Annotated in this window: 20 protein-coding genes; 9 read left to right on the top strand and 11 right to left on the bottom strand. The window is 65.2% G+C overall.

What is annotated here, in order from left to right; all coding sequences use genetic code 11:
- Nucleotides 1–255: 255 nt before the first annotated feature.
- Both acpA and A1351_RS01260 read right to left on the bottom strand, forming a co-directional pair.
- Nucleotides 256–1,728: an acid phosphatase gene (acpA, locus tag A1351_RS01255; protein WP_064031956.1), complete on the bottom strand. Its 1,473-nt coding sequence runs from the start codon at nucleotides 1,726–1,728 to the stop codon at nucleotides 256–258.
- Between the two features lie 127 nt (nucleotides 1,729–1,855).
- On the bottom strand, nucleotides 1,856–2,920 hold the full coding sequence (locus A1351_RS01260; protein WP_024880173.1) for a cytochrome-c peroxidase: 1,065 nt from the start codon (nucleotides 2,918–2,920) through the stop codon (nucleotides 1,856–1,858).
- 396 nt (nucleotides 2,921–3,316) lie between these two features.
- Here A1351_RS01260 and A1351_RS01265 point away from each other — a divergent pair, with 396 nt between their 5' ends.
- From A1351_RS01265 to A1351_RS01280, 4 genes are read left to right on the top strand one after another with little or no spacing between them, the layout of a single operon-like run.
- Entirely contained in the window at nucleotides 3,317–4,471 is a 1,155-nt protein-coding gene (locus A1351_RS01265) for a cytochrome-c peroxidase (protein WP_024880174.1), read from the top strand.
- Between the two features lie 40 nt (nucleotides 4,472–4,511).
- Nucleotides 4,512–5,585, top strand: a complete 1,074-nt coding sequence (locus A1351_RS01270; protein ID WP_024880175.1) for a metallophosphoesterase — start codon at nucleotides 4,512–4,514, stop codon at nucleotides 5,583–5,585.
- 12 nt (nucleotides 5,586–5,597) lie between these two features.
- Nucleotides 5,598–5,999 (top strand): hypothetical protein, encoded by a 402-nt coding sequence (locus tag A1351_RS01275; protein WP_064031957.1) that lies wholly within the window; start codon nucleotides 5,598–5,600, stop codon nucleotides 5,997–5,999.
- An 11-nt stretch (nucleotides 6,000–6,010) separates the two neighbouring features.
- Entirely contained in the window at nucleotides 6,011–6,268 is a 258-nt protein-coding gene (locus A1351_RS01280) for a hypothetical protein (protein WP_026598809.1), read from the top strand.
- 96 nt (nucleotides 6,269–6,364) lie between these two features.
- Here A1351_RS01280 and A1351_RS01285 read toward each other — a convergent pair whose 3' ends face one another.
- The 5 genes from A1351_RS01285 to A1351_RS01305 all read right to left on the bottom strand — a co-directional run bounded on the left by A1351_RS01285 (nucleotide 6,365) and on the right by A1351_RS01305 (nucleotide 11,616).
- Nucleotides 6,365–6,640: a hypothetical protein gene (locus tag A1351_RS01285; RefSeq protein ID WP_024880178.1), complete on the bottom strand. Its 276-nt coding sequence runs from the start codon at nucleotides 6,638–6,640 to the stop codon at nucleotides 6,365–6,367.
- A 125-nt stretch (nucleotides 6,641–6,765) separates the two neighbouring features.
- Nucleotides 6,766–7,149 (bottom strand): hypothetical protein, encoded by a 384-nt coding sequence (locus A1351_RS01290; RefSeq protein WP_026598810.1) that lies wholly within the window; start codon nucleotides 7,147–7,149, stop codon nucleotides 6,766–6,768.
- Nucleotides 7,150–7,216: 67 nt separating this feature from the next.
- Nucleotides 7,217–8,140 carry a ketopantoate reductase family protein gene (locus A1351_RS01295; RefSeq protein ID WP_064031958.1) on the bottom strand — a complete coding sequence of 308 codons (924 nt, stop codon included), beginning with the start codon at nucleotides 8,138–8,140 and terminating at the stop codon, nucleotides 7,217–7,219.
- A 1-nt stretch (nucleotide 8,141) separates the two neighbouring features.
- On the bottom strand, nucleotides 8,142–9,635 hold the full coding sequence (gene guaB, locus A1351_RS01300; protein ID WP_024880181.1) for an IMP dehydrogenase: 1,494 nt from the start codon (nucleotides 9,633–9,635) through the stop codon (nucleotides 8,142–8,144).
- A gap of 172 nt (nucleotides 9,636–9,807) precedes the next feature.
- Complete coding sequence (locus A1351_RS01305) at nucleotides 9,808–11,616, bottom strand: ABC transporter transmembrane domain-containing protein (protein ID WP_064031959.1); 1,809 nt, start codon at nucleotides 11,614–11,616, stop codon at nucleotides 9,808–9,810.
- Between the two features lie 295 nt (nucleotides 11,617–11,911).
- Between A1351_RS01305 and A1351_RS25065 the strand changes: the two genes are divergently transcribed.
- On the top strand, nucleotides 11,912–12,082 hold the full coding sequence (locus tag A1351_RS25065) for a hypothetical protein (protein ID WP_018265471.1): 171 nt from the start codon (nucleotides 11,912–11,914) through the stop codon (nucleotides 12,080–12,082).
- A gap of 230 nt (nucleotides 12,083–12,312) precedes the next feature.
- Here A1351_RS25065 and A1351_RS01315 read toward each other — a convergent pair whose 3' ends face one another.
- A complete protein-coding gene (locus A1351_RS01315; protein WP_024880183.1) occupies nucleotides 12,313–13,029 on the bottom strand; it encodes a DUF1013 domain-containing protein in 717 nt (238 codons plus the stop codon).
- A 153-nt stretch (nucleotides 13,030–13,182) separates the two neighbouring features.
- On the bottom strand, nucleotides 13,183–14,250 hold the full coding sequence (locus A1351_RS01320) for a hypothetical protein (RefSeq protein ID WP_064031960.1): 1,068 nt from the start codon (nucleotides 14,248–14,250) through the stop codon (nucleotides 13,183–13,185).
- Between the two features lie 308 nt (nucleotides 14,251–14,558).
- Between A1351_RS01320 and topA the strand changes: the two genes are divergently transcribed.
- Nucleotides 14,559–17,474, top strand: a complete 2,916-nt coding sequence (topA, locus tag A1351_RS01325; protein ID WP_064031961.1) for a type I DNA topoisomerase — start codon at nucleotides 14,559–14,561, stop codon at nucleotides 17,472–17,474.
- Between the two features lie 37 nt (nucleotides 17,475–17,511).
- Here the strand turns inward: topA and A1351_RS01330 are convergent, their stop codons facing one another.
- Nucleotides 17,512–19,257, bottom strand: coding sequence for a TadE/TadG family type IV pilus assembly protein (locus A1351_RS01330; RefSeq protein WP_024880186.1), 1,746 nt, complete (start codon nucleotides 19,255–19,257; stop codon nucleotides 17,512–17,514).
- Nucleotides 19,258–19,452: 195 nt separating this feature from the next.
- Here A1351_RS01330 and rnr point away from each other — a divergent pair, with 195 nt between their 5' ends.
- Both rnr and A1351_RS01340 read left to right on the top strand, forming a co-directional pair.
- Entirely contained in the window at nucleotides 19,453–21,807 is a 2,355-nt protein-coding gene (rnr, locus tag A1351_RS01335; protein WP_371441441.1) for a ribonuclease R, read from the top strand.
- Between the two features lie 116 nt (nucleotides 21,808–21,923).
- On the top strand, nucleotides 21,924–23,765 hold the full coding sequence (locus A1351_RS01340; RefSeq protein ID WP_245291552.1) for a nitrilase-related carbon-nitrogen hydrolase: 1,842 nt from the start codon (nucleotides 21,924–21,926) through the stop codon (nucleotides 23,763–23,765).
- Between the two features lie 4 nt (nucleotides 23,766–23,769).
- Here the strand turns inward: A1351_RS01340 and A1351_RS01345 are convergent, their stop codons facing one another.
- A complete protein-coding gene (locus A1351_RS01345; RefSeq protein ID WP_157096031.1) occupies nucleotides 23,770–24,093 on the bottom strand; it encodes a hypothetical protein in 324 nt (107 codons plus the stop codon).
- 197 nt (nucleotides 24,094–24,290) lie between these two features.
- On the opposite strand from A1351_RS01345, the gene rpmG reads away from it, so the two are divergent.
- Nucleotides 24,291–24,458: a 50S ribosomal protein L33 gene (gene rpmG / locus A1351_RS01350; RefSeq protein ID WP_003612885.1), complete on the top strand. Its 168-nt coding sequence runs from the start codon at nucleotides 24,291–24,293 to the stop codon at nucleotides 24,456–24,458.
- The last annotated feature ends 107 nt before the right edge of the window (nucleotides 24,459–24,565 follow it).

Consider the following 24,565-nt stretch of genomic DNA (forward strand, 5'->3'; position numbering starts at 1 on the left):
ACAATATCCAATGGGGTAGGTCAAAATAATCTATAGAATGGTATGAAGCACACGATCAGGCAGTTTATGCGGCGCCGCACTTTCGGGCGCTCCCACCCGCGGCCTTTATCGCAGGCGCCCGATGACTCGGCAACAAATCCTTTTAATTCAGTGCTTATAAATTTCGGCAGCGCCCATAGATCAGGCGCCACAGCCTCGGGTAGCCCTCCCCATCCGGGCTGTGACAGAATGACTTGAGCCGCGGCGCGGCGCCGGTCAGCGGGCGGCTCTCGCCGGCTCCGGAACCACAGTATCCAACGCATTGCGCAGGTCTGCGGCGCCCTTGTCGCGCGCGGTGAGCGGCTCCAATCCGAAGCGCGTCTCGATCGTCGCCAGAATCGACGCGGTGTCATAGGTCGTGTGGTCGACGAATCCCTTTTTCGCGAAGGGCGATAGGATCAGCGTGGGCACGCGCGTTCCGGGGCCGAAGCGGTCGATTTGCGGCGGCGCGACATGATCCCAGGCGCCGCCGTTCTCGTCGGCGGTGACGATGACCAGCATGTCGTTCCAATTGGGGCTGCGCCGCAGCCGCGCGACAACATCGGCGAGATGCGCGTCGCCGGTCTTCAGATCGGCGTAATTGGGATGCTCGTTGAATTTGCCGACCGGCTTGTAGAAGGACACGGCGGGCAGCGTCCCCGCCTCAGCCGCCGCGAAGAAATCGTCGGCGTCTTTCAAATGCTGCTCGCGCGCCGGCGTTCCGGGTGCGAAATTGGCGAAATAGACGAAAGGCTGGTGATGCGTCTGGAAATATTCCGGCGCCTCGCGCTGACGGATTCGTCCAGCCCGCATATCGTTCCAGCCGCCCGCGTACCACGCCCATGAGACGCCCTTTTCGGAGAGGCGATCGCCGATCGTCGGCTGCGTTTGCGGCGGCAGGCCGACGCCAGACGGCGCTTCGAGCGGCGAGAGCGGGGTCGGCGGCTGCATCGTGCTGACCACGAAGCCGTCGCTGGTCACCGGCCCGGATTTTTTGTAGCGCGGCGGGCCGATACGAGCGCTCTTCGGCGAGTCGGCGGCGCGGGCGAGCAGGCCGGTGGCCTCGTCGACCTCGGCGATCAGCGACGGCGGCGCCGATGGAAAGGTCGGCGCGCAGGCGCAGACGAGGAACATGTGATTGACGAAGGAGCCGCCGAAGAAGCCATGGAAGAAATGATCGGCGAGCGTGAACTCCTGCGCGAGGCGCCATTGCGCGAGCGAGCGGCCGTCGTAATAGCCCATCACCAAGCCGCCGGCGCCGGAAATGGCCGCGAAGCGATCCATCTTCCCGCCGTCGATCTGCTCCTTCTCCTGGAAGAAATCATGCGTCAGATCGGGCGTCTTCTCCGCATTGGGCAAAAATGCGTCGATCGCGAAAGGCGCATTGGGAAGAATGGCGGGAAAGCGGGCGTCGACGCCCTTCTCGCCGCGGATCGGCGGCAATTCGCCGAAAGGCTTGCCGTCGATATCGACCTGGGCGAAGCGATCCGCGCCTATGCCGAGCCCGTCGGCGCCGGGATAGAGGCCGAAGACGTTATCGAAGCTGCGGTTTTCCGTGTAGATCACGACAATATGGCCAATGGCGGCGAAAGGGTCCCGCGCCTCCGCCAGCGCGGGGCCGCCGAGGCCGCAGAGCAACGGCAAGACCGACGCTCCGGCGAAAATTCGGGTCGAAATTCGAGCGTGTGTCCAAATTGGTGAGAGATCCATGGCGCGGCTCCAGTCGCAATAGCCTCGCCATAGGCGAGATGGGCGAAGGTAGAATGTCGCGAGCCATAGAAAAAGCCTCCGCGCAGTGATGCGCGGAGGCTCTGGTATCGTTGGCGCGAAAAGCGGCTCAGTGAGCGTGCTTCGCGGCGATCTCCTGCTGCGGCTGAGGCGTCGCATTGGTGCGCCCCGGCAGAACCGGATATTCGACCTTGGGCTGATCGCCGGTCAGAGCGCCGAGGAAGGCGACGATGGCCGTGGTCTCGTCGGGCGCGAGCTCGACGCCGAGCTGCGATTTCGCCATGACATTGACCGCCTCCTCCAGCGTCCACACATGGCCGGTGTGGAAGTAGGGAGCGCGCAGCGCCACATTGCGCAGCGGTGCGACGCGGAAGGAGAAGACGTCAGCCGGGCTCTTGGTGACGTTGAAACGGCCCTTGTCCGCTTCCGGCAGGATCGCCGCAGCCGGCTTCTCCACCGCGCCGAACTGCGTGTAACTGCCGCCGCCGACGTTCACGCCGTCGTGGCAGCCGCTACACCCCTTGTCCATGAAGAGGCGCAGGCCCTTCTTCTGCGTCGCGTCCAGCGCCGCCTCGTCGCCGCCGAGGAATTTGTCGAGGCGCGAGTTGGGCGTCACCAGCGTCGATTCGAAGGCCTCGATCGCCTTGGCGAAATTGTCGAAGTTGGCGGCCTTGTTGTCGCCGGGGAAGGCCTTCTGGAAGGAAGCGACATAGCCCGGAATGCTGTTCAGCGTCGCCTCGACATTGGCGGGCGTGTTGTTCATCTCCACGCCGGCCTGCACCGGACCCTTGGCCTGCGCCTTCAGATCCTCGGCGCGGCCGTCCCAGAACTGGCCGACGTTGAACACGGCGTTGAGAACGGTCGGCGCGCGGCGCGGACCCTTCTGCCAGCCATGGCCGATGGAGGTCGAGCCGGCGTCGACGCCGCCGAGGCTCAGATTATGGCACGAGTTGCAGCTGATGAGCTGGCTCGAGGATATGCGCGGATCGAAGAACAGCTGCTTGCCGAGCTCGATCTTGGCGGGTGTGAGGTCGTTGTTCTTCACGGCCTTGGCGGCCGCCGCCGGGGTGATCGGCTTGAAGACGGCGTTGGCGTCGCTCCGCAGATCGCCCGCGATAGCGGCGAACGGGAACAGCGCCATCACGCTCAGCGTGGCGATGAATGCACGTGACATTTTCCGAGGGCTCCTCCGATTGGGAAACGAGCGTGCGCTGCGAAACAGCCTCGGCCCGAACCGCCGCCCGCCTACCACAAGCTGGGCTCTCGGGCAAAGGCAATAATGCAGGAAATTGCGAGAAATCATGTAATTGCAACTATAACTCTACTATTTTCTCGATTATGTCGCTTTGGCGACATCGTCTCCGTCGCAGTTATTGTTCTCGTCCCCGAACGCGGAAATATTTTTGCGCTGCACAGCTGCAGTTGCTGGCCGAGGCAAAGACAAAAGCCCGCCCCGAGCCATGAGAAGCCTTGCCGATCAGAAAAATTCCAGGCAGGATCATGGCCGTCGCGCCGATGAGAGAAGCGGGTCCATCCGACAGGGCGCGACGAAGACCTCGGGGAGGAAGACATGGCCGTGCGCAAGCGCGCCGCGACACTGCTCGCGGCAATGCTCAGTCTTTCGGGGCTTGGTTTCGCGAGCGTCGGTTCCGCCGAGCCGCTGGGCCTGCCCCCAGTCCCGATCCCACAGGACAATCCGCAGACCAGCGACAAGATCGCGCTCGGCAATCGTCTGTTCCACGATCTACGCTTTTCGTCCGACGGCACGGTCGCCTGCGCGACCTGTCACAAGGACGACCACGCCTTCACCGACAGCCCGTTGCGCACCTCCGAGGGGATTCGCGCCTCCGACGGAATCAGCAAGAAGACCGGCACGCGCAATGCGCCGACGGTCATCAACTCCGCCTATTTCACGACGCTGTTCTGGGACGGACGCTCCGCCTCGCTCGAGGATCAGTCGCAGCATCCCTTCCTCAATCCTGTCGAGATGGGCCTGGCCACGCATGAGCCGATCCTCGCCATAGCGCGCTCCGATCCCTTTTATGTCGTGCTCTTCAAGAAGGCCTTCGGCAAGACCGGCGACGGCGTGACGATGGAGGAGGTGAAGAAGGCCATCGCCGCCTATGAGCGCACGATTATTTCCGGCGATTCGCCCTTCGACCGCTGGCGCTTCGGCAATGAGGAGACCGCGATATCGGAGGCCGCCAAGCGCGGCTTCGAGGTCTTCGTCGGCCAGGGGCGCTGCGTCTCCTGCCATGTGATCGAGCAGAATCAGGCGCTGTTCACCGATAATCGCTTCCACAATATCGGCGTCGGCATCAATCGCGCGCAATTCGACGTGCCTCGTCTCTCGGCGGAATTTCTGACCGCCAAGGCGAAAGGCGCGGACGTCGACAAGGCCGTGCTCACCGACCCCAAGACGTCCGAGCTCGGCCGTTTCGCCGTCACCGATCAGTTCGATGTGATCGGGGCCTTCAAGACGCCGACTCTACGCAATGTCGCAGTGACAGCGCCCTATATGCACGACGGCTCGCTGAAAACTCTGAAGGATGTCGTCAAGCACTATAATAATGGCGGGCGCAGCGAGGGCGATCCGGCGCAGGTGAACGACTATCTCTCCGGCGGCATTCGCCCTCTGAATCTCACCGAGCAGCAGATGGACGATCTCGTCGCCTTCATGGAAACGCTCACCACGCCGGCCTATTTCGGCGCCAAAACGAGATGAGCGCGCCGCGCCACGCGGTCACGATAAGGGAGCCGAGCAGATGAGCGAATTCATCACCAGGCGCAGCGTGCTGGCGGGAGCCGGCGCCGGCGCGGCGCTGACCACTCTGCCGATCAGCATGGTCACGCTCGCCTTCGGCGGCACGCGCGAGGATTTCACCTTCACCTATATTTCCGACGCGCATATTCAGCAGATCAAAGGCGCGAGCTTCGTGCGCAATTGGGATCAGGGGCTGAAGCGCGCCGTCGCCGAGGCCAATCTGGTGAAGCCGGAATCCGATTTCGTCATCTTCGGCGGCGATCTCGCCCAGCTCGGCAAGCGCGAGGAGCTCGACCACGGCGCCGAGATTCTCTCCAAGCTGAAAGGCAAGCTGCACGCCGTCATGGGCGAGCATGATTATTATCTCGACCTCGGCGATTATTGGAGCAAGCTCTACGGTCCGCATTATTACAGCTTCGACCATAAGGGCGTGCATTTCATCGTGCTGAACTCGATTTTGACCAGCGAGCAATGGACCTTCCATCGCTGGCCGACGGCCGAGCAGCGCATGCTGGAGATGGCGGGGCTCGACAATCCCAATGGCTCGCCCTTCATGGTCGGCGACAAGCAGCGCAAATGGCTCGCCAATGATCTCGCCAAGCTGGACAAGAAGACGCCGCTCGTCGTCTTCTCCCATTCGCCACTGCAGAAGATCTACAAGGGCTGGAACTTTTGGACCGACGACGCCGAGGAGGTGCAGGCGCTGCTCGCGCCCTTCGACAGCGTCAACGTCATCTACGGCCATGTTCACCAGATTCAGTACAATCAGATCGGCAACATCAGCTTCAATTCGGTGATGGCCACCGCTTGGCCCTGGCCCTATCCGCAGAGCTATGCGCAAGCCGAGAGCCATCTGCCCGTGCTCACCATTCCGATGAACCGCGCCGATCCTTTCTTCGAGCGCGACGCCACCGGCTGGCAGCTGATCGACATAGGCTCGGGCCGCGTCACCGCGCGCTATCAGCTCTGGGACAATGACCAGCGCACCGTCGCCTTCGATCACAAGGCCGGCCACCCGGTCGATATCGCCTATCAGGAGCCGACGCAGCACCGTCTGCCGCAAACCCATTATTGATCGGAGTTCGCCATGCTTCGCTCGACCTTGCTTCTCGCTTTCGGTCTCGCCGCCTTCGGCGCGACGACAGCGCGCGCCGATGAATTCACCAAGACAGATGTCGAGCGCTATCAGAAGGAGTTCGAGCAGGTGGCGGCCAAGGGCCGCGAATTATGGACGAGCGGCGCGCTCGGGACCAATGGCGTCGCCTGCGCGCAATGCCATCCCAACGCCGCCAACACGCACCCAGAGACCTATCCCAAATTCCAGAAGCAGCTCGGCAAGGTGACGCAGCTCTTCGAGATGGTGAATTGGTGCATTCGCAATCCGCTGCAGGGAGCCAATCTTCCGCCGGACGATCCGCGCATGACGGCGCTCGTCTCCTACATCACTTTCGAGCGGCGCGGCGTGAAGCTCGCGTCCGGCCAGCATTGAGGACAGGCGCCATGCGGAAATCCTTTGCTCTCGCCCTGCCCGCTTTGCTGATCGCCGGCTCGGCCTTGGCCGCCGCGGGCGACCAGCCAGCCGATGCGCAGAACCTCACGGGCGCCTCCGCCCCGGCTCAGGCGGCGGCCGCGCCCTCCCCTTGCGCAGGCTGCGCGGGTCACGATTGCGCCAATTGTCCGATGGCCCTGGCCGCCGCCGTGCAGGCGGCGACCGGAACGGCGCAACCGCCAGCCCCGATCCGCTGCAACGTCGACTGATACGAGTTCGGCAGAAGGTTCGGGGCGTTCCCCCTGCGAGCGGGGGGAAGGAAAGCGGCCAACGCCGCGCAAACCGATCAGATCGTATGAGTCGGGCTATTCGGACGGCGCCGCCGCCATTGCCGCTGCGGCGACGAGGGGAATGCCGAAAAAGCTCTCCTCATCCGAGCCGGCGGCCTTGTGCAGCTCGAAAGCGTCCGTCCAAACCGCCCTCTCCGTGTCATCGGCCGGGCGGTAGGTGCATTTGGCTTCGGCATTGCCGGCCTGAAGCCATTTCCTGCTATTGCGCACGAAGCGGTCGAGCGCTTTCTGATCGGTCGGGCGAATAACGCATCTGGGGACGCCATCGACCAGGACGACTTGCGGCAGCATGTCCGATCTCCGACAAAGGGCCGGGCTCCCCGTGAAAGGGCCAGGACCCGTCTGATTGCTTGTCTCAGAATTAGATAGCAATCGACATGCCATACCCAGACCGGCTCAGCCCAGACGCGTCCGGCTCAACCGATGAAGTCCTGCACCACATCGCCCAGAATGCGGTTCACATCGTCGATGGTGGAGACGTCGTAGCGCGTGGTTTTCTCGCCGGTCGCCTCGTCGTCGCGTTCGAATTTCGGATGGCCGAAGCGGATCGAGGTTCCCTCGATCTCGAAGGGCAGCGGCAGCGGCTCCTTCAGCGGGCGCGAGACGAAGAGCAGGCCCATCACCTTCTGCTCGACGGCGCTCGCCTTCAGCGCCAGCTCGACGCCGAATTTCGGCCCGATATCCTTTTTGATCGACTCGTCGAGGAAGGCGATCCAGCGGAAGAAACTGTCGAAATTGCGCCGCGCGGCGGCGAGCACCTGTTCTTCCGCCTTGGCGAGGCTCGCGCTCGGATCGCTCATTGTCTCAAATCCCCGGTCTGCGGCGCCTTTCGCCGAAGAGGCCGAGATTTACGCGAAATCCGTGCCGTCAGCCGGCCGCGCGCCGGCTCGCCTCATAGGCCCGCACATGCGTCGCTGCGATCTCCAGCACCGGCGTCTCTAGCCTTGCCTGCTGCGCCCGCGCCAGCATGTCGCCGAGAATATGCTCGCCCTCCGTGCGCCCTCCCCGCTCGATGTCACGCAGCATGGAGGCTTTGAGAGCGGAGCCGCGCACGAATAATATAGACAAGAGTTCCGGAAGCTCGGGCGACGGCGTCCAGCCCTCCGCGCGCGCGACGCTCTCGCATTCCGCGAGCAAAAGCCGGATGAGGCGCTCACCCGAGACTGTCTCCAGAATGGTTCCGACGCTCGCGCGCATCAGCGAGGTGATCCCCGCGAGCGTCGCGAGCAGCACGAACTTGTCCCAGAGCCGCCCCTCGATATCGTCGACGAAAGTCGCCGCGACGCAGGTGCGCGCGTAAATGGCCTCCAGCGCCGCGAGCCGCTCTTCCGGTCCGCCGTCTCGCGCGCCGAAAATCAAGCGGTTGCGCTCGCCGAAGTGACGCACGACGCCGTCCTCGGCGAGCGTCGCGCTGATCTGGGCCACGCCGCCGAAGACATTCGCCTCGGGAAAGCGCGCCGCGATGCGATCGAGATGCGCAAAGCCGTTAAGTAGCGGCAACACGCCCGTCCGCGGCCCGACGGCGCCGGCGACGGTCTCCAGGGACTCCTCGAGATCATAGGCCTTGCAAGTGAGGATCACGAGATCGAAAGGCGTCAGCGCCTTCGGGTCGAAGACGGCTTTCGCCGCGAGATTCATGTCGCCCAAAGGGCTCTCGACCCGCAGCCCACGTTCGGCGAGGAGCTGCGCCCGCGCTTCCCGCACGAAAAAAGTCACATCCGCGCCCGCCTCGACGAGCCGTCCGCCATAATAGCCGCCGACGGCTCCCGCGCCGAGAACGAGCGCGCGCATGTCAGGCTCCGCCGGTCGGATAGTTCGGGCTCTCGCGCGTGATCGTCACGTCATGGACATGGCTCTCGCGCAGGCCGGCGTTGGTGATGCGCACGAATTCCGCCTTGGTCTGGAACTCGGGAATGGTCGGCGCGCCGACATAGCCCATGGCGGCGCGCAAGCCGCCGGCGAGCTGATAGAGGATCGGCGCGACCGGCCCGCGATACGGCACCCGACCTTCTATGCCCTCCGGCACCAGCTTCAGGCTCTCCTTCACGTCCTGCTGGAAATAGCGGGCGGCGGAGCCCGCCTCCATCGCGCCGACAGAGCCCATGCCGCGGTAGGATTTGAAGGAGCGGCCCTGATAGAGAAACACTTCGCCCGGCGCCTCCTCGGCGCCCGCGAGCAGCGAGCCGATCATCACCACCGAAGCGCCGGCGGCGATGGCCTTGGCGAGATCGCCGGAATATTTGACGCCGCCATCGGCGATGACCGGCACGCCGGCTTTGAACGCCTCCTCGGCGGCGTCCATGATCGCCGTGAGCTGCGGCACGCCGACGCCCGCCACGATTCGCGTCGTGCAGATGGAGCCGGGGCCGATGCCGACCTTCACCGCATCGGCGCCGGCGTCGATCAGGGCCTTGGTCGCCTCGCGCGTCGCAATATTGCCGGCGACGATGGAGACTTTGTTGGAGAATTTCTTGATGCGGGCGACCTGATCGAGCACCGCCTGCGAATGGCCGTGGGCCGTGTCGATGACGATGAGATCGACGCCCGCGTCGATCAATTGCAGCGCGCGCTCATAGCCGCGATCGCCGACCGTGGCGGCGGCGGCGACGCGCAGCCGCCCCTCGGCGTCCTTGGCGGCGTGCGGATGCAGCGTCGCCTTCTCTATATCCTTCACCGTGATGAGGCCGACGCAGTGATAATCCTCGTCGACGACGAGCAATTTCTCGATGCGGTGGTGATGCAGGAGGCGGCGCGCCTCCTCCTGATCGACCCCCTCGCGCACGGTGATGAGCTGCTTGGTCATCAGCTCGGCGACCGGCTCTCGCATATTGTCTGCGAAGCGCACGTCGCGATTGGTGAGAATGCCGACCAGTCTGCCGGGCCTCTCGCCATGGCCGCGCTCGACCACCGGAATGCCGGAAATGCCATAGCGCGCCATCAACGCCAGCGCGTCGGCGAGCGTCTCGTCCGGATAGATGGTGATCGGATCGACCACCATGCCGCTCTCATAGCGCTTGACCTTGCGCACCTCGGCGGCCTGGGCGGCGGGCGTGAGGTTCTGGTGGATGACGCCCAATCCGCCGGCCTGCGCCATGGCGATGGCGAGGCGCGCCTCCGTCACCGTATCCATGGCCGAGGAGATGATCGGCAGGTTGAGCGTTATGTCGCGCGTCAGCCGCGTCGATATGTCGACCTGCGACGGCATCACCAGCGAATGGCTCGGACGCAGCAACACATCGTCGAAGGTCAGAGCCTCGTGCAACGGCGGTCGTGCGTATGATGTCATGAAGCCAACTCCCTCGGGGGCGCAAAATCCGGCCATGCTCGAGGCCGGACGACGAAGAGACGGCGACTTGGGCCGTCTTCCGGGTTGGCGCGTGCTCATAGCACCAATATGACGGAAGGCAAAATCGGCGCGCGCCGGCGGTGGAAAACTCGATCCGGGCCGGGAAAAGGCGTCAGGCCATCTCCAGCGCCGCCGCTTCCGCGCCCGTGTCGAATTGCAGCCGCGCCAGCCGCGCATAGAGGCCGCCCGCGGCGACGAGGCTCGCATGAGTCCCCTGCTCCACGATGCGGCCTTCGCTCATCACCAGAATGCGGGTGGCCTCGAGCACTGTGGCCAGCCGATGGGCGATGACGAGCGTGGTGCGGCCGCGCATCACGTCATGCAGCGCCTCTTTCACCAGCGCCTCATTCTCGGCGTCGAGCGCCGAGGTCGCCTCGTCGAGCAGCAGGATCGGCGCATCGGCGAGAATGGCGCGCGCTATGGCGAGGCGCTGGCGTTGGCCGCCGGAGAGCGTGACGCCGCGCTCGCCGATCTCCGTGTCATAGCCCTGCGGCAGCGCCTCGATGAATTGCGCCGCCTGAGCGCGCTTCGCCGCCTCGATGATCGCGCTGCGCGAGACGCCCTCGCGGCCATAGGCGATGTTCTCGGCGACGCTCATGCCGAAGACGATCGGGTCCTGCTGCGCGAGCGCGATGGCGCTGCGCAGCTCGATCGGATCGAGCGCGCGAAGATCGACGCCATCGATCGTGATCGCCCCCCGCGAAACGTCGTAGAAGCGCTCGAGCAATTGGAACACGGTCGATTTGCCGGCGCCGGATGGGCCGACGATGGCGATGCGCTCGCCCGGCGCGACGGAAAAGCTCAGCCCATCCAAGGCCGCCCGTCCCGAGCCCGAAGGATAAGAGAAGCCGACATCATCGAAGGCGATGCCGCCGCGAATGGGCTTCGGCAGATGGAGAGGAGCGGAAGGCGCAGCGACGGCGGGCTGGATGGAGAGAATCTCGCCGATGCGGCCGGCCGCGCCGGCGGCGGCGGAAACCTCGCTCCAGACCTGCGACAATTCTCCGAGCGAGCTCGCCGCCAGCACGGCGTAGAGCACGAATTGCGAGAGAACGCCCGTGGTGATGCGGCCCGCCAGCACATCCTGCGCGCCCAGCCACAACATTGCGACGACGCTTCCGAAGGCCAGAAAGATCGTCACCGAAGTGACGATGGCGCGCGTCTGCGTGGCGTCGCGCGCGGCCGTATAGGCGCCTTCCGCGGCGGCGCCGAATCGCTCGGCCGCGACTTGCTGCGCATTGCACGCCTGCATGGTGCGCACGGCCGCGAGATTTTCCGTGGCGTAGGCGCTGGCCGCGGCCAGCCGATCCTGCGCATGGCGCGAGCGTTGTCGCATCACCCGCCCGGAGGCGATGAGCGGCAGGACGATGCAAGGAATCGCCGCAAGCGCGACGCCGGTGAGCTTGGGGCTCGTCAGCACCATCATCACGATCGCGCCGGCGAACATGAAAAGATTGCGCAATGCGATCGACACGGAGGAGCCGAACACGGATTTGAGCTGCGTCGTGTCCGCCGTGAGGCGCGAGGTCAGCTCGCCGGTTTTCGTCCGGTCGTAGAAGCCCGCGTCGAGCGATGTGAGATGGCGAAAGAAATCGTCGCGCAGATCGGCGACGATTCGCTCGCCGAGCGTCATCACCAGATAATAGCGCGTGCCCGAAGCGAGCGCGAGAATCGCGACGACGCCCACCATCGCGCCGAAATAGGCGTTCACGGCGGAAGGGTCGTCGGAGGAGAACCCGTGATCGATCATGCCGCGCACGGCGAGCGGCAGAGTGAGCGTGGAGACCGCCGCCACGCCGAGAGCGATCAGCGCGAGCGCGATTCGACCCTTGTAGCGATAGGCATAGGGAAAAAGCGGCTTCAGCGCGTCGAAGGCGCGCAGCCGCGAGCGAAAGTCGCGTGAAGGGGATTCGGCTGTCATGCGGGCGGATATAAGCGCGCGAGCGAGGACATTCCAAGCCGCATCGCGCCATCCTGCTATTTTTCGGGATTTTGGCCGTTTCGGCAGGCCCCGCGCCAAGCGCTTGATTTGCCTCGAGGAGGAAAAAAGGCCGCAAATTTTTAAAAATCCGCGCTCCGAGCGCGCTGGACAGTCGACAAGGTTATGTTAGGCTCACCATCGTCGAAAAGACATCCCCGCAGAGAGGGGCAAGAGCGTACCCGCCACCGCTCGAACGATAAGGCGGGACGTTCTGGAAACCAGAGGAGTGACATCGATGGCTGAAAAAGACTTCGAGATCAACACTACCGTCTACATCTTCGCGGGCGTCGGCGCCCTTCTGCTCGGCGGCCTCGGCGCTGCTGGCCTCGGCGGCGTCGCAAACACGCTTTCCGCTGCTGTCGTCGGCGCCCTCGCGGGCGGCATTCTCGGCTTCTATTTCAAATAAGCCGAATCGATCGACTTATCCCCCTGATCGGACGCGAAAGCCGGGGGTCTCTGTCCGCGAGCTCCCAGACCAATCGTCCCATTGTAACGCCGGCGACCGCCAGTCGCTGGCGTTACTTTTTTGGCCCCTCCTTCAGAATGCTCATCCGCGAGCCGACTGGGGCTGAACCTGTCGGCACATAATCACAGGGCGCCGCCTGCGGTAAATGCGCCAGATTGTCGCGCCCCCCCTCAATCGTCGAAATCGAGGTTCTTCATCCGGCCGAAGACACGATCGGCGTCGAAATGATCTTCTTCCTCGACGGGCGGCGCGGGCGGGCGCTTGCCGAACACGTCCTCGGTCGTCGTCGGCTCGTGATGGGGCGCGGTCGTGATCTCGGCCGGCTGCAGCGTCTGGCCCTGCTCCTCGAGCGCGACGGGACGGTCCTTGGCGGCGCGATTGACCTCGAAATCGAGATCGATCTGCGAGCACAGGCCCAAAGTCACCGGATCCATCGGCGCGAGAGCGGCGGAATTCCAATGGGTGCGTTCGCGCACCGCCTTCAGCGTGCTCTTGGTGGTGCCGACGAGGCGCATGACCTGCGCGTCCTTCAGCTCGGGATGGTTGCGCACCAGCCAGAGAATGGCGTTGGGCCGGTCCTGGCGGCGCGACAGCGGCGTGTAGCGCGGCCCGCGCTGGCGCTTGACCTCCGGCACCTTGACCTTGGAGACGGACAGCGACAGCCGATGGGCCGGGTCGCGCTCGCCGCGGCCGATCTCCTCGCGGCTGAGCTGGCCGGAAGTGATCGGATCGAGCCCGCGAATGCCGGCGGCGACCTCGCCATCGGCGATTCCCTTCACCTCGAGCGGGTGCAGCTTGCAGAAATCGGCGATCTGGTCGAAGGCGAGCGACGTGTTCTCGACGAGCCAGACGGCGGTCGCCTTGGGCATGAGCGGAGCGGTGCTCATCGATCGATTCTCCTTAAGATGCGCGAGATAAGCCGATCCCGCGCCGCGGGGCCGAAGCCGCGATTTTTACGGATTACCATGCGGGGGATGCTCTCCATATAGACTGGCCGCCGGCGAAGCGCAATCGCCGATACCGCCCGCCTTTGCGCCCCCTCAAACCCCTTCCCGCGCATGGGCGGGCCGCAATCCCCGCACATAATCGGGCAGAGACGCGCCGATCGCCGAGCCGAGCCGCGGCCCATGGCGATGAAACAGCAGGCCGGCGGCGATGACGGCGACGCCTATCCCCGAGAGGGCGAAGGGAAAAAGAATCGAGTCCTTGAACACCTCGGCCGCCAGATGACCGAGATAGAGCGTCACTCCAAAGGCGCCGAACACGGCGTAGGCGCGGCGCATCAGCACCAGCGACAGCAGGAGAAGACCGAGATTGATCGCGCAATAGAGCGCCTTGCCGATCTCGTCGCCGCTGTGCTGCGCGGTCAGCCCGCCCCAAAAGGCGAGAAGCCCGGAAAGATGCAGCCAAAAGGCGAAGTCCCCGCCTCGCCAGCGCTTCAGATCGACGAGCCAGGCGGCGGCGATGACGAGCGCGCCGAAAGCGAGGCTCACATTGGCGCGCTGCTCGAAGGTGAACGCCTCCTTGCCGACCAGCCAGGGCGTCAGATCCATCGACATGAACCATAGGGTGAAGGCGATGATCATCGTGAGGAAAGGAAACGGAAAAAAAGCCAGCGCCAGCAGCGCCGCGGCGATCGTCCCCAGCTCCATGGGCAGCCAGCTCGCGCGCACCCAGACATAAAAGTCGTGATAGGGGACGGATTCGGTCGGATCATGACCGCCGAGCAACTGGAGCGCGAAGACGAAGAGCGGCGCCATGGAGACGGCGCATGTCACCAGCAGGCCGGCGGGCGTGCGCAGGCCGCGTCGCCGCCACAGCCAGCCGCCCGCGGCGGCGAAGCCGACGCCATAGGCCAGCGAGGTGATCATCAGTGCGCGCGGACCCCAGAGGCCGAAGGCGGTGGTGCTGAACAGGCTCATCGCGCCCATGACGATGAGCGCGCCCATATACCAGAGCACATTGACGACATCGAAGCGCGGCGCCCCCTCCCCCGCGCTTCCGCGCTCGGCGAGGAAAAGCGCGAGCCGCCGATGGGCGTCGGCGTCTATGACGCCGGCCTCCAGCGCCGCGCCGAGATCGTCGGTGGTGAATTTCGATCGGGCCATGACGAATTCTTTCCGTCCAAGAAAATCATTCGGGGGCCGGACGCGACCTCGGCCGCGCCTTCTCGCGCCCGACTATAGCCGCTCCGCCCCGCATTCGCCCCTGCATAGCGCCTGGAAAGAGACGAAAATGTGCGCTTGCGCATGCCGGAGCCCACGTCTCCGCCGGGAGGGCGAGCCGGATGGCCGTCTCAGCCCCAATTTGACAGGACGCCCCCCTTTTGCCCATGTTCGCGCCCCGACGCGGGCCGGGCTCCCCGGCGAAGCCTAGCGGCGAGCCGCCCGCGACCGGATTTCTGAAGGACTGCTCGATGAACGTCGTCATCGTCGAATCGGCCGCCAAGGCCCAGACGATCAACAAATATCTCGGCCGCGATTTCAATGTCATCGCCTGCTACGGCCATGTGCGCGATCTGCCTCCCAAGGACGGCTCGGTCGATCCGGCCGAAGATTTCGCCATGAAATGGGAGAGCGACGCCAAATCGGCCAAGCGCATTTCCGCCATAGCGGAAGCCGTCAAGAGCGCCGACACGGTCATTCTGGCGACCGATCCGGATCGCGAGGGCGAGGCCATCTCCTGGCATTTGCTCGACATATTGAAGAAGAAGAAGGCGCTCGGCGGCAAGCGCGTCGAGCGCGTCGTCTTCAACGCCGTCACCAAGGACGCGATCAAGCAGGCGATGGCGAATCCGCGCGAGATCGACCAGGCGCTGGTCGACGCCTATCTCGCCCGCCGGGCGCTAGACTATCTCGTCGGCTTCACGCTCTCCCCGGTGCTGTGGCGCAAATTGCCGGGCGCGCGCTCGGCCGGCCGCGTGCAATCGGTGGCGCTGCGCCTCGTCTGCGACCGCGAGCTGGAGATCGAGAAATTCGTCACGCGCGAATATTGGTCGCTGATCGCGCATCTGAAAACCAAGGCCGGCGAGCCTTTCACCGCCCGCCTCTCGGGCGCCGACGGCAAGAAGATCACCCGCCTCGACATAGGCTCCGGCCAGGAGGCCGAGGATTTCAAAAAGGCGCTGGAGAGCGCCGCCTTCACCATTCGTTCGGTGGAGGCGAAGCCGGTCAAGCGGCACCCTTACGCGCCATTCACCACCTCGACGCTGCAGCAGGAGGCCTCGCGCAAGCTCGGCCTCGCCCCGGCGCAGACCATGCGCATCGCGCAGCGGCTCTATGAGGGCGTCGATATAGGCGGCGAGACCGCCGGCCTCATCACCTATATGCGAACCGACGGCGTCGACATGGCGCCGGAGGCCATCGCCTCGGCGCGCAACGTGATCGCCAAGGAATATGGCGAGCGCTTCGTGCCGAAGGTTCCGCGCAAATATACGGTGAAGGCCAAGAACGCCCAGGAAGCGCATGAGGCGATCCGCCCGACCGAGCTCTCCCGCCTGCCCAAGCATGTCGCCAAGCATTTGGAGCCGGAGCAGGCCAAGCTCTATGAGCTGATCTGGACGCGCACCATCGCCAGCCAGATGGAATCGGCTGAGCTGGAGCGCACCACTGTCGATATCGACGCCCTCGTCGGCAAACGGAGCCTCGAGCTGCGCGCCTCCGGCCAGGTCGTTCGCTTCTCGGGCTTTCTCGAGCTCTATCAGGAAGGCCGCGACGACGATCAGGACGAGGACGGCGGCCGCCTGCCGGCGATGCAGCCCGGCGAGCCGGCGACGCGCGAGAAGATCGAGTCCAGCCAGCACTTCACCGAGCCGCCGCCGCGCTTCACGGAGGCCACTCTGGTCAAGCGCATGGAGGAGCTCGGCATCGGGCGCCCCTCCACCTACGCCTCGACTCTGGCCGTGCTGCGCGAGCGCGACTATGTGCGGCTCGACAAGAAGCGCCTCGTGCCGGAGGACAAGGGTCGCATCGTGACGGCCTTTCTGGAGAGCTTCTTCACCCGCTATGTGGAGTTCGACTTCACCGCCGGCCTCGAGGAGAAGCTCGACAAGGTTTCCAATAACGAGATCGACTGGAAAGAGGTGCTGCGCGACTTCTGGGCCGATTTCTCCGGCGCCGTCGACGGCACCAAGGAGCTGCGCACCACTCAGGTGCTCGACAGCCTCAACGATCTGCTCGGGCCGCATATTTTCCCGGCCAAGCCCGACGGCTCCGATCCGCGCGCCTGCCCGGCCTGCAGCGCCGGCCAATTGTCGCTGAAGCTCGGCAAATACGGCGCCTTCATCGGCTGCTCCAACTATCCCGAATGCCGCTTCACCCGCACGCTCTCGCCGCCCACCGGCGAGGCCGCCGAGGGCGCGCGGCCGGGCGTGAAGGTGCTGGGCCAGGACCCGGAGAGCGGCGCCGAGATCACTCTGCGCGGCGGCCGCTTCGGCGACTATGTGCAGGAGGGCGAGGCGACCGAGGATGGCGAGAAGCCCAAGCGCTCCTCCATCCCCAAGAGCATAAAATCCGACGAGCTGACCCTCGAGCAGGCGATCCGGCTGCTGTCGCTGCCGCGCGAGGTGGCCAAGCATCCCGAGAGCGGCGAGCCGATCGTCGCCGGCATCGGCCGCTTCGGACCTTACGTCCAGCACGGGAAGACCTACGCCAATATCGGCCGCGACGACGATATTCTCTCGATCGGCGGCAATCGCGCCATCGATCTCATCGTCACCAAGGAGAGTGGCGGCGGCGGCTCGCGCTTCGGCCGCGCTTCCGACCCGGGCCGCACGCTCGGCGACCATCCGCAGGGCGGCGCAATCTCGGTGAAGAGCGGTCGCTTCGGACCTTATGTGAATTGGGGCAAGGTCAACGCCACCCTTCCCAAGGGAACCGATCTCGAGAGCCTGACGGTGCAGCAGGCGGTCGATCTTTTGGCCGCCAAGGCGAATGGCGCGCCCTCTGGCGGCGGCCGCGTGCTCGGCGACCATCCGCAAGGCGGCGCGATCACGCTGCGCGACGGCCGCTATGGGCCTTATGTGAATCTCGGCAAGGTCAACGCCACTCTGCCGAAGAATATGAGCCCGGAAGATGTGACGCTGGATGAGGCGATCCGTCTCATCGAGGAGAAGGGCGGCCCGGTGAAGGCCAAGAAGGCGCCGGCCAAAAAGGCCCCCGCCGCCAAGGCCAAAGCGCCCGCCTCCAAGGCTCCGGCAAAAAAACCCGCCGCCAAGAAGGACATAGAAGAGAGCGACGAGGTTCCCTTCGAGGATTCGAAGCCGGCGAAAAAACCCGCCGCCGCCAAGGCGCCGGCCAAGAAGCCCACAAAAAAGGCGGCCTCGGGGAAGTGAGCGGGAGGCGGCCGCCGAAAAGGCGGCCGCGCCGACCTCACTGCGTCAGCCGCAGCGAGCCGAGCCCCGTGCCGATCGTCGAGAAGGCGAGGTTGAGGCTCGCCGCGTCGGTCGCTGCGAAATAATGGTCCTTGTTGGTCGCGCAATTCTTCAGCAGCGTCAGGCCTTCGTCGTCGATCGGATCGCTCGGGATCGAGAAGCCGATGGTGAAGATCTCTATGCCCGCCGCCTTGGCGTTGGTGCAGGCCTCGAGCGTCAGCTCGTCCTGCATCTCGCGCGATTTGTCGTGATAATCCGACCAGCTGCCGGAAGCGGCGTTGAGAGCGGTCTGATAATCGACCTTATTCCCCGTGGAGCCGTCGGGGAAACGCTTGTTCTTCGCGCCATTGTAGCTGTAGTAGCCGGCCGCCTCATAGTCGGAGCCAGTGACGGTTCCCGGCGCGCTCGCCCAATTGTTGAAGCCGTCGGTCATGAACACGACCACCTTGTGGTTGTTGGGCGACGAATAGGGGCGTCCGCTGGCGAAAGGCTGGCTGGGCGAGATCGTGCGCCACCCCCACATGAAGCCTTCGTGGAGATTGGTGTTGCCATTGGCGACGAGGTTGCTGATCTTCGACGTCACTGTGGACTGCGTCGAGGTCAGCTGCATGATCGTCTGCGTCGAATAATCGGGGCAATAGCTGTTGGGGCCGTCGCCGCCTCCCGCAGCGGTTGTGACATTGTATTTGCAGACATGCGTGAGCTCGTTCCAGTCGCCACTCGCCACGTCCGAGCAAGTGGTGGTGGTGGTCGTCGTCTTTTTGCCCTTGCCCTTGCTCGTGGTCGTTCGCGTCGTCGTCGTCACCGAGCCATCGTCGTCGAGATAGTCGTTGTCATATCCCGAATCCGGCTCGTCGGGCGCGAGATAGGGAACGAAGAGCGTCTCGGGATCCGAAGGGTTCGGCGTCGTATCGAAGACGTTCAGCGGGTAGACCGGCTGCTCGAAGCATCCGCCCCAATCCCAATACGAATTGATCGCCTTGAGCTTGGTGAAAATGTCGAAGCGGCTGCTGAATCCCGCAGCCGTGGCCGCCGTCTGACCGCCGAAGGCGATCCAATGCTGAGAATTGGCCCCTTTCTTGTCGACCCAAGCGACATTGCGCGTCGATGCGCTGGTCGGATCGACGGCGACGACCGCCGCGGCGAAGGGCGTGATGGCAAATTTCACACGGTTCGGCGCCTTGGTGAACATCGTATTGACGAAGCTGGTCGCGGCGGTCTGCAGCGCTTGAATCTTCGTCGTGCCGCTGGTGCTGCGGGTCATCGAGCCGGAATTGTCGAGCACCAACGAGATCTCGTAAGTGTCGGTCTGGCTGATGCCGCCTTGCAGCGCGGCGCAGGAGGTCACCTGCGTCGACATGGAGGCCTGCCCGGTAATATGCATGATGGTGGTCGCCACCTGCGCCTGCGCAGAGATGCAGACCGACAGCCGATCGGTGGCGATGGCCGCCGACGTCACCGTCGCCGTGGCGTTGCGATAATTGGTGGTGAGATAGACCTGCGACTGGCTGCGCGCCTGCTGATCGGTGGTGGAGCTGACGATGCCCTTGGCGACCGCGAGCACGGCCGCGTCCGCCGCCTGCTGCAGCGAGCCGCGCGCCGCGGCGATGCGCCCATAATCGATGCCAGCGCCGATCATCATGACCGCCGGCACGAAGGTAAGTCCAAGTATGATGGCGACATTGCCGCGCCGATCTCGCGCGAAGGACAGCGCCGACCGCCCCGACGTCCTTATTGGCCGCATTTGAAACTCTCGAGGTTGGGGTGGAAATCAGATTAGCTACGCTTACGGCAAATTTCTCATCCGGCTCTAAACCGATCCGAACGATTGCAATTGACGTTCGATAACCTCGAGAAAGCGTAAACGGAGCAGAATGGACGCGGCGGCGCCTCGACGCGCTTTCGGCGACGCGGAGCCTATTGGCGTGTATATGACGACATGCCGGCGCCGGCCGCCCGGACAATTTCGCGGCCTTCGAGACCGACTTTGACAAAAAAAATCCGCGAGCTCGGCTCGCCTCCCGCCGCCCTTCCCTCCCGCGAGGATATTCTCGCCTTCATCGCGCGAGAGCGCGAGGCGATGAGCCGAGCCGGGCATGCGGGAAAAATCGGCAAGCGCGAGATCGCGCGCGCTTTCGGCGTCAAAGGCGCCGACCGAATCGGGCTGAAGCGCATCTTGGCCGAGCTGGAAGCGGAAGGCGCGGTTGAGCGTCGCGGCAAGAGGCTGGCCAAGCCGGGCGCGCTGCCCGCCGTTGTGCTGGCCGATATCATCGGCCGCGATCATGACGGCGAGCTGATCGCCGCGCCGGCCGAATGGGACTCGGACGAGCTCGGCGCGCCGCCCCGCATCCGCATTTCGGCGCCGCGCCGGCCGAGGCCCGGCGAGCCTTTGCCCGGCGTCGGCGATCGCGCTCTGGTCCGCGCCGAGCCGGACCATGACGCCGGCCCGAATGATCCGCCCTATGCCGGGCGTGTGGTGAAGCTCTTGTCCAAGGCGCGGGCGCGCGTCATCGGCGTGCTGCGCGTCGCCGCCAATGGCGTGGCGCATATAGAGCCGGTCGAAAAGAAGCAGGCCGGCCGCGAGCTGACCATAGCGGCGGAGGATCGCGGCGAGGCCAAGGACGGCGATCTCGTCTCCGTCGACCTCATCGGCAAAACGCGGCTCGGCGCGCCGCGCGCCCGTGTGCGCGAGACGCTCGGCTCGCTCGCCACCGAGAAGGCGATCAGCATGATCGCCCTGCGCGTGCATGGCGTGCCGGACGAGTTCCGCGCCGAGGCGGCAGCCGAGGCCGCCGCCGCTCTGCCCGCGCGGCTCGAATCGCATCGCGAAGATTGGCGTGAGCTGCCGCTCGTCACCATCGATCCGCCCGACGCCAAGGATCACGACGACGCCGTCTTCGCCGAGCCGGACATGGCCGCGGACAATCCAGGCGGGCATATCGTCACCGTCGCCATCGCCGATGTCGCCTACTACGTCCGCCCGCATTCGGCGCTCGACAAGGATGCGCTGGAGCGCGGCAATTCGGTCTATTTCCCCGATCGCGTCGTGCCCATGCTGCCGGAGCGCATCTCCAACGACCTCTGCTCGCTGAAGCCGAACGAAGATCGGCCGGCGCTCGCCGTGCGCATGCGCATCAGCGACAAGGGCCATAAGATCGGCCATACGTTTCATCGCGTGATGATGCGCTCCAAGGCCAAGCTCAATTATGCGCAGGCGCAGGAGGCGCTCGACGGACGCCCGGACGAGATTTGCGCGCCGCTGATGAGCGGCGTGCTGGAGCCGCTGTTTCGCGCCTATAAATCGGCGGATCAGGCGCGCGAGCTGCGCGCGCCGCTGGAGCTGGAGCTGCCCGAGCGCAAGATCCTGCTCAAGGCGGATGGCACGGTCGATCGAATCGTCGTGCCGCCGCGCCTCTCGACGCACCGCTTGATCGAGGAGTTCATGATCCTCGCCAATGTGGCGGCGGCGGAAGTCCTCGAGGAAAATCGTCAGCAGCTCATCTATCGCGCCCATGACGAGCCCTCGCGCGAGAAGGTGGCGGCGCTCTCGGAATTTCTCGCGACGATCGGCGTGAAGCTCGCCAAGGGCCAGGTGCTACGGCCGTCGCATTTCAACGTCATTCTCGCGCGCGTACGCGGCAAGGAGCACGAGAATATCGTCAATGAGATCATTCTGCGCACGCAGGCGCAGGCCGAATATACGCATGAGAATTACGGCCATTTCGGCCTCAATCTGCGCCGCTACGCGCATTTCACCTCGCCCATCCGTCGCTATGCCGATCTCGTCGTGCATCGCGCGCTCATTCGCGCGCTGAATTTCGGCCCCGGCGCAATGCCCGATGTCTCGGCCGGTGAGCTGGCGGAAGTCGCGGCGCGCATCTCCGGCGCCGAGCGGCGCGCCATGGCGGCGGAGCGCGAGACCATCGATCGGCTCATCGCTGCGCATCTCGCCGAGCAGATCGGCGCGCGTTTTCCCGCGCGCATTTCCGGCGTGACGCGCGCCGGGCTGTTCGTGCGGCTGCTCGACACGGGCGCGGACGGATTCATTCCGGCGGCGACGCTGGGACGCGAATTCTTCCGCTATGACGAGGCCGGCCATGCGCTGACCAGCGGCTCGGGCGAGAGCTTTCGCCTAGGGGACATCATCGAGGCGCGGCTCGTCGAGGCGACGCCGATCGCCGGCGCCCTGCGCTTCGAGGTGGCGGGCGGCTCGCGCAGAGCGGCGCCGATGAAGAGCGGCCGGCTCTCGGGCCGCGGCCGCGTCGAGCGCGCGAAGCAGAAGCGTCGCAAATGACGCCGCCGGCGCCGTGACGAAAGTTTCGTCTCGAGCGCGGTCGTGAGCCGATAGCGCCCGATATCTCATGCGCAGGACCCGCCGCAGCGGCCGGTTCGCATCCCGCGGAGATGCGCATGTGGTGGAAGAGGCTCGTCGCTATTCTATTCGCCGTCTTCTGCGCGGGAGATCTCGCCGCGCAGACGCCCGCGCATTCCATAAAAGTGGCCGCGGTGGATTTCATCCCCGCCTGGGGCTCGCTCGACGCCAACATACGTCGTCTCGCCGATGCGGCGGAGGAGGTCGCGCGCCAGGGCGTCGGCTTCGCGGTTTTTCCGGAGACGGCGGTCAGCGGCTATTTGTTCAGCGATCCCTCGCAGATCGCGCCCTATCTCGACACCATCCCCGGCGACACGACGAAAGCTCTGCTACCCGTGCTGGCGAGGACGGGACTGCATATGAGCGTCGGCATAGCCGAGCGCGACGCCGAGACCGGCCTCGCCTATAATACCGCCGTGCTGCTGGGGCCGAAGGGCATAATCGGCAAATATCGCAAGAACGGCCTCAATCCGCAGGATCAAAAAGTCTTCGCGCCCGGCGACACGGGCGTTCCGGTCTTCGACACGCCGATCGGCCGCATCGCGCTGCTGATCTGCTATGACGACACTTATTGGCAATATGCGCGGCTCGCGGCCTTGCGCGGGGCGCAGATCATCGCCTGGCATTCCGTCTCGGATCGCGTGACGCCGGGAACGCCCGCCGCGCAATCCAAGGGCGACCACTCGACCGTCGCCAATGTCCAATATATGAGCGCGCAGAACGGCGTCTTCGTCATCGGCGCAACGCGCAGCGGCGTCGAGACCAATCCGATTACCGGCGGCCAGCTCTATTACAATGGCGGCTCGAGCATTTGGTCGCCGCAAGGCCACAAGCTCGCGCAAGCGCCCGTCGTTCCGCCGGAGGAGCTGCTGCCCGGGCTTCACGGCGTCTACGCCACAGAGATCACGCCCGCCGACGCTGACGCGCCCCGAGCCGAGCGGCTCGCCCTGCGGCGGCCGGAACTCTACGCGCCCTGGCTCGCGCTGCATCGCAGCCCTATCGACGCCAACGCCACGAAGACCCGACGCAAGGCGACGCTGGTCGCCGCGCAATGGCCGGAGGGGCCGTCGCTGATGGAGAAGGCAAAACCGCCGAAGGCCGCGCTGACCGTCCTTCCCGAGCTGTCCGCTCTCCCCTCTGGCCTCGCGCCCGAGGAGATAAAATCCCGCTCCGAAGAACGAGACGGCCCTTTCGAGCGCGCCCTCGCCGCGCTCGCCCGCGCCCATAGAGCCTATGTGGCGGGGAGCTATCCCGAGCGGGCCGGCGAGCGCGTCTTTCATACCGTCGCTCTCGCAGGGCCGGAGGGAACGATTCTCGGCCGCTATCGCGCGACTCATCCAGGCGCAGCGCGCGGCTGGGCGACGCCGGGCGACGAGATCGCCGTCATCGAGACCCCGCTCGGCCGCATCGGCCTCGCCACGGCGGAGGAGCTGGCGACGCCGGAGCTCGGCGCGCTCTATGCCGTGCAGCGGACCGATATTCTCGCCGCACCGGCCGGCACGCCCTCCCCGCTGAAGGTCGAGATCGATTCGGCGCTGTTCAGCGTCGCCGACCCGCCGACCGGCCGCGCGGATTTCTTCCCCTATGCCGCCGCGAAGCAGAATCAGCTGTGGCTGGTGAGCGGCGGCCGTCGCGCCGGCGACGCCACGGCGGCAGGAATCTACGGGCCGGAGCCGGTCGTCTCCACACCGACCCTCACCGCCGCGCCCGGCGCGGCGGAGGTGCGTTATCAGACGGAGATTCCGGCGGTCGGGACCTGGATCGATCAGAGCCAGCTGATCGCCGGCCAACAGGCGCAATGGTTCGTCCCGCTCGTGCAGCCGCAGGATAGCGCCTGCCTGAAACGCTGGCGCGCGGGCGGCGGCTGTCCGGCGCGGTGACCCATCATTCCGAAAGCCATCCGAAGCGCCCGTCGATGAAGAAAATGTGATGGACGCCCTGTCCGAACAGACGCGTCGGACCGACGCCGACTCGGCCCCGCGCGGTTTCGACGAACACCATCCGATCATCGACCGACTCGGCGCAGTGCATATAGAATCCCGCGCCATGCTCGATGGTCTCGCCAGCGGCCGTCGTCGAATAGCAGCGACTCGCCCAAAGAAGGGCGGGAATGGCGCCGCTGGAATCGGCGCGCCCGACCCCGACCAGCGCGTCGAAGGTTCGGAAGAGCTTGTCCAGCGCTTCGGTCGAAATCGAAATATCGGGCATTTGCGTCTCCGACGCCGAAACTATCGCCGAATATGAACCGAAATGCCCCATAACGAGTGAATTTGGCGAGATCGCGCGCCGCCGCCCGCCTTGACAAAGGCGCCCGCGTCCTTATGGTGCCGGCCAATTCGCCGCCGGGTTCGTGAGGATCGGGACCGGAGCGAGAGTGTCCCCTCACAAGTTCAGGACTGACGGCAATGGCCAAATCCGCCATGATCAAGATCAAGCTTCTGTCGACGGCCGACACGGGCACCTTCTATGTGACGAAGAAGAACGCCCGCACCAAGACCGAGAAGCTCGTGTTCAAGAAATATGATCCCGTCGTGCGCAAGCATGTCGAGTTCAAGGAAACCAAGATCAAGTGAGGCGAGGCGGGCCAGCCCGCCTTCTTCCGCCGCCGGCGACGCGCCGGACCGGCATTCGCCAGCCCCTAGGCGCCTTCGCAACCAAAGGCGCCTGAAACGAAACGAGC

It is taken from the genome of Methylosinus sp. R-45379 (assembly GCF_001644125.1).
Taxonomy (GTDB): domain Bacteria; phylum Pseudomonadota; class Alphaproteobacteria; order Rhizobiales; family Beijerinckiaceae; genus Methylosinus.

Bases quoted from the DNA above. Each gene is read 5' to 3' on its own strand.
- acpA (WP_064031956.1), bottom strand. From the start codon at position 1,728: ATGGATCTCTCACCAATTTGGACACACGCTCGAATTTCGACCCGAATT.
- A1351_RS01260 (WP_024880173.1), bottom strand. From the start codon at position 2,920: ATGTCACGTGCATTCATCGCCACGCTGAGCGTGATGGCGCTGTTCCCG.
- A1351_RS01265 (WP_024880174.1), top strand. From the start codon at position 3,317: ATGGCCGTGCGCAAGCGCGCCGCGACACTGCTCGCGGCAATGCTCAGT.
- A1351_RS01270 (WP_024880175.1), top strand. From the start codon at position 4,512: ATGAGCGAATTCATCACCAGGCGCAGCGTGCTGGCGGGAGCCGGCGCC.
- A1351_RS01275 (WP_064031957.1), top strand. From the start codon at position 5,598: ATGCTTCGCTCGACCTTGCTTCTCGCTTTCGGTCTCGCCGCCTTCGGC.
- A1351_RS01280 (WP_026598809.1), top strand. From the start codon at position 6,011: ATGCGGAAATCCTTTGCTCTCGCCCTGCCCGCTTTGCTGATCGCCGGC.
- A1351_RS01285 (WP_024880178.1), bottom strand. From the start codon at position 6,640: ATGCTGCCGCAAGTCGTCCTGGTCGATGGCGTCCCCAGATGCGTTATT.
- A1351_RS01290 (WP_026598810.1), bottom strand. From the start codon at position 7,149: ATGAGCGATCCGAGCGCGAGCCTCGCCAAGGCGGAAGAACAGGTGCTC.
- A1351_RS01295 (WP_064031958.1), bottom strand. From the start codon at position 8,140: ATGCGCGCGCTCGTTCTCGGCGCGGGAGCCGTCGGCGGCTATTATGGC.
- guaB (WP_024880181.1), bottom strand. From the start codon at position 9,635: ATGACATCATACGCACGACCGCCGTTGCACGAGGCTCTGACCTTCGAC.
- A1351_RS01305 (WP_064031959.1), bottom strand. From the start codon at position 11,616: ATGACAGCCGAATCCCCTTCACGCGACTTTCGCTCGCGGCTGCGCGCC.
- A1351_RS25065 (WP_018265471.1), top strand. From the start codon at position 11,912: ATGGCTGAAAAAGACTTCGAGATCAACACTACCGTCTACATCTTCGCG.
- A1351_RS01315 (WP_024880183.1), bottom strand. From the start codon at position 13,029: ATGAGCACCGCTCCGCTCATGCCCAAGGCGACCGCCGTCTGGCTCGTC.
- A1351_RS01320 (WP_064031960.1), bottom strand. From the start codon at position 14,250: ATGGCCCGATCGAAATTCACCACCGACGATCTCGGCGCGGCGCTGGAG.
- topA (WP_064031961.1), top strand. From the start codon at position 14,559: ATGAACGTCGTCATCGTCGAATCGGCCGCCAAGGCCCAGACGATCAAC.
- A1351_RS01330 (WP_024880186.1), bottom strand. From the start codon at position 19,257: ATGCGGCCAATAAGGACGTCGGGGCGGTCGGCGCTGTCCTTCGCGCGA.
- rnr (WP_371441441.1), top strand. From the start codon at position 19,453: ATGCCGGCGCCGGCCGCCCGGACAATTTCGCGGCCTTCGAGACCGACT.
- A1351_RS01340 (WP_245291552.1), top strand. From the start codon at position 21,924: ATGTGGTGGAAGAGGCTCGTCGCTATTCTATTCGCCGTCTTCTGCGCG.
- A1351_RS01345 (WP_157096031.1), bottom strand. From the start codon at position 24,093: ATGCCCGATATTTCGATTTCGACCGAAGCGCTGGACAAGCTCTTCCGA.
- rpmG (WP_003612885.1), top strand. From the start codon at position 24,291: ATGGCCAAATCCGCCATGATCAAGATCAAGCTTCTGTCGACGGCCGAC.